Below are 2,057 nucleotides of genomic sequence, written 5' to 3'. Positions count from 1 at the left end.
GTGCGCTTGGCAGCGCATCTCTCTAATGGGTGCAAGTCCCTAACATACCGTTGTGGCGGAAGTGTATAGCTGATGGGTAGTGCGGGTACTGCGAAGTTCCGTGCGGAGGACTCAAAGGCAAAACTCGGAACAGGTGGCAATCAACCATGTTGGCTGGTAGGATTGGAGAACCTTGCGAAAGATGGGGCAGTCCAATACCACAAATGAAATAAAATCCTACAAGTTATGAGGGCTGGATTCGAGGGAAAGAGAAATGACGTGACCCAAGGAGATCTCATCTTCTCCATAGGATTGGTAAGCATGTTTCAAAACCCGAATGGACTAGAAACGTGTTACGGAAGGTGAGAAGTCAGAGCAGGGGATAGTAGTGAATAAGCTTACCAGAAAGGCCACAAAGGTAAGTGACTTATCACCAGTTGGTAAGGCAAACACTGACCCAAAAGGCAGTGATTTGATGCGAAGCCCGTCTGTCCATGAAAGATAAGGGAAGCACTTATAGACGCTACATGTACTAAGCAGAAAATCGATGAGGTGGATAGCCATAGATTCGAGACCGAACAGAAAGTAGGTTGCTTAGGGCGGAGTACTAACTCGGCAACCACCTAGTGAACCTCTATTCAGGTGGTTAAGAGAGAATAGGAATGAAACGAATACATGAATGACTCTAAAAGACAGCAGAACTTACATGCAGGAGAAAAGAAGGAAAAGAAAAGGAAATGGTATAGTCTCATCGATAAAATATGGTCCACAACAAACCTTGAACTAGCATTCTATGATGTAAAGAAGAATCGAGGTTCACATGGGGTAGATAAGGTAACAATAAAAGAGTATGAGATGGAATTGGAACACAACTTAAGAGTGCTCCAAAAATCTTTAAAGGACAAAACTTATCGAACGAGACCAGTAAGAAGAGTCTACATACCAAAGGTTGATGGAACACAAAGACCATTAGGGATTCCAACTGTACAAGACCGAATTGTTCAAGCCGCCGTCAAAAGAAAGCTAGAACCCATCTTTGAAGAGAAATTCCTTGACTGTAGCTATGGATTTCGTCCGAATCGGAGTGCACACATGGCAATCGAGAAAATCCGAAAGGATTTAATGGATGGGTTTACGTTTGTGATAGATGCGGACATTAAAACATACTTCGATACTATTCCTCATGAGAAACTAATTGCATTAGTAAAAGAGGAAGTGGTGGATGGAAGTGTGTTGTCCCTTCTACAACAATTCCTTAAATCGGGAATTTTTGAAAACGGAATTGTCCACGAAAGCAAACATGGAAGTCCGCAGGGCGGGGTGATTAGTCCTCTTCTAGCCAATATCTATTTACATCCATTAGATGAGTTAATGACCTCTCGAGGTCATCGGTTAACTCGATATGCGGACGACTTTGTCATCTGTTGCAGGTCAAGAAAAGGCGCAGAAAGAGTTTTAAAATCTGTGAAGAAACTCTTGGAAGATGAACTAGGGCTAATCGTTCATCCAGAAAAAACGAAAATCGTTGACAATATGAAAGAGCCCTTCACATTTTTAGGGTACACATTCAATCGCGGTTTTTGGCACAAACCTTCAGAAAAAGCCATAAAGAAATTTAAGGATAAAATCAAGAAGGTAACGAGAAGAAACCTAACCGTTAATCTAGAACAATTTATCAAACATAGAGTAAATCCCATCATAAGAGGATGGGGCAGATATTTTGGTATTGGATTTTCGGCGAAAATCTTCAAGGAGTTAGATAGCTGGATAAGGCGAAGGCTTCGAATGATTCAGTTAAGGAGTTGGAAGAAGATTAAAAAGCTTCATAAAGAGCTAAGGAAAAGCAAATGGGAAGGTGAACTTCCTAAGTTAAGAATGAATCGGTGGAGAAGTTCTAAAACACCACCTGTACATTTTGCCTTATCCAATAAATGGTTTAGTGAACGGAAGCTGGTATTCCTTATCGATATTCACAAAGAACTGCATACCCAAGGGGAATAACATGGAGGAGCCGTATGCGACGACCCGCACGTACGGATCTGCGAGAGGCGCATGAATTTTTCATGCGCCTACTCTAT

The 2,057-nt window shown here is 41.9% G+C and carries 2 protein-coding genes; both read left to right on the top strand.

The window, feature by feature from the left end; all coding sequences use genetic code 11:
- The first annotated feature begins 72 nt into the window (after nt 1-72).
- Nucleotides 73-207, top strand: coding sequence for a hypothetical protein (locus J2S07_RS21760; protein ID WP_307152457.1), 135 nt, complete (start codon nt 73-75; stop codon nt 205-207).
- A gap of 447 nt (nt 208-654) precedes the next feature.
- On the top strand, nt 655-1,980 hold the full coding sequence (gene ltrA, locus J2S07_RS21755; RefSeq protein WP_307152456.1) for a group II intron reverse transcriptase/maturase: 1,326 nt from the start codon (nt 655-657) through the stop codon (nt 1,978-1,980).
- Nucleotides 1,981-2,057: the final 77 nt, after the last annotated feature.

Origin of the sequence: Anoxybacillus andreesenii, from assembly GCF_030813005.1 — a bacterium.
In the GTDB taxonomy this organism is placed as follows: domain Bacteria; phylum Bacillota; class Bacilli; order Bacillales; family Cytobacillaceae; genus Robertmurraya; species Robertmurraya andreesenii.
The sequence above is the reverse complement of the archived record's forward strand: the minus strand, read 5'-3'. Positions and strand labels throughout refer to the sequence as shown.

Excerpts from the sequence above, each read along its gene's own strand:
- ltrA (WP_307152456.1), top strand. The coding sequence starts at position 655 with ATGAATGACTCTAAAAGACAGCAGAACTTACATGCAGGAGAAAAGAAG.
- J2S07_RS21760 (WP_307152457.1), top strand. The coding sequence starts at position 73 with ATGGGTAGTGCGGGTACTGCGAAGTTCCGTGCGGAGGACTCAAAGGCA.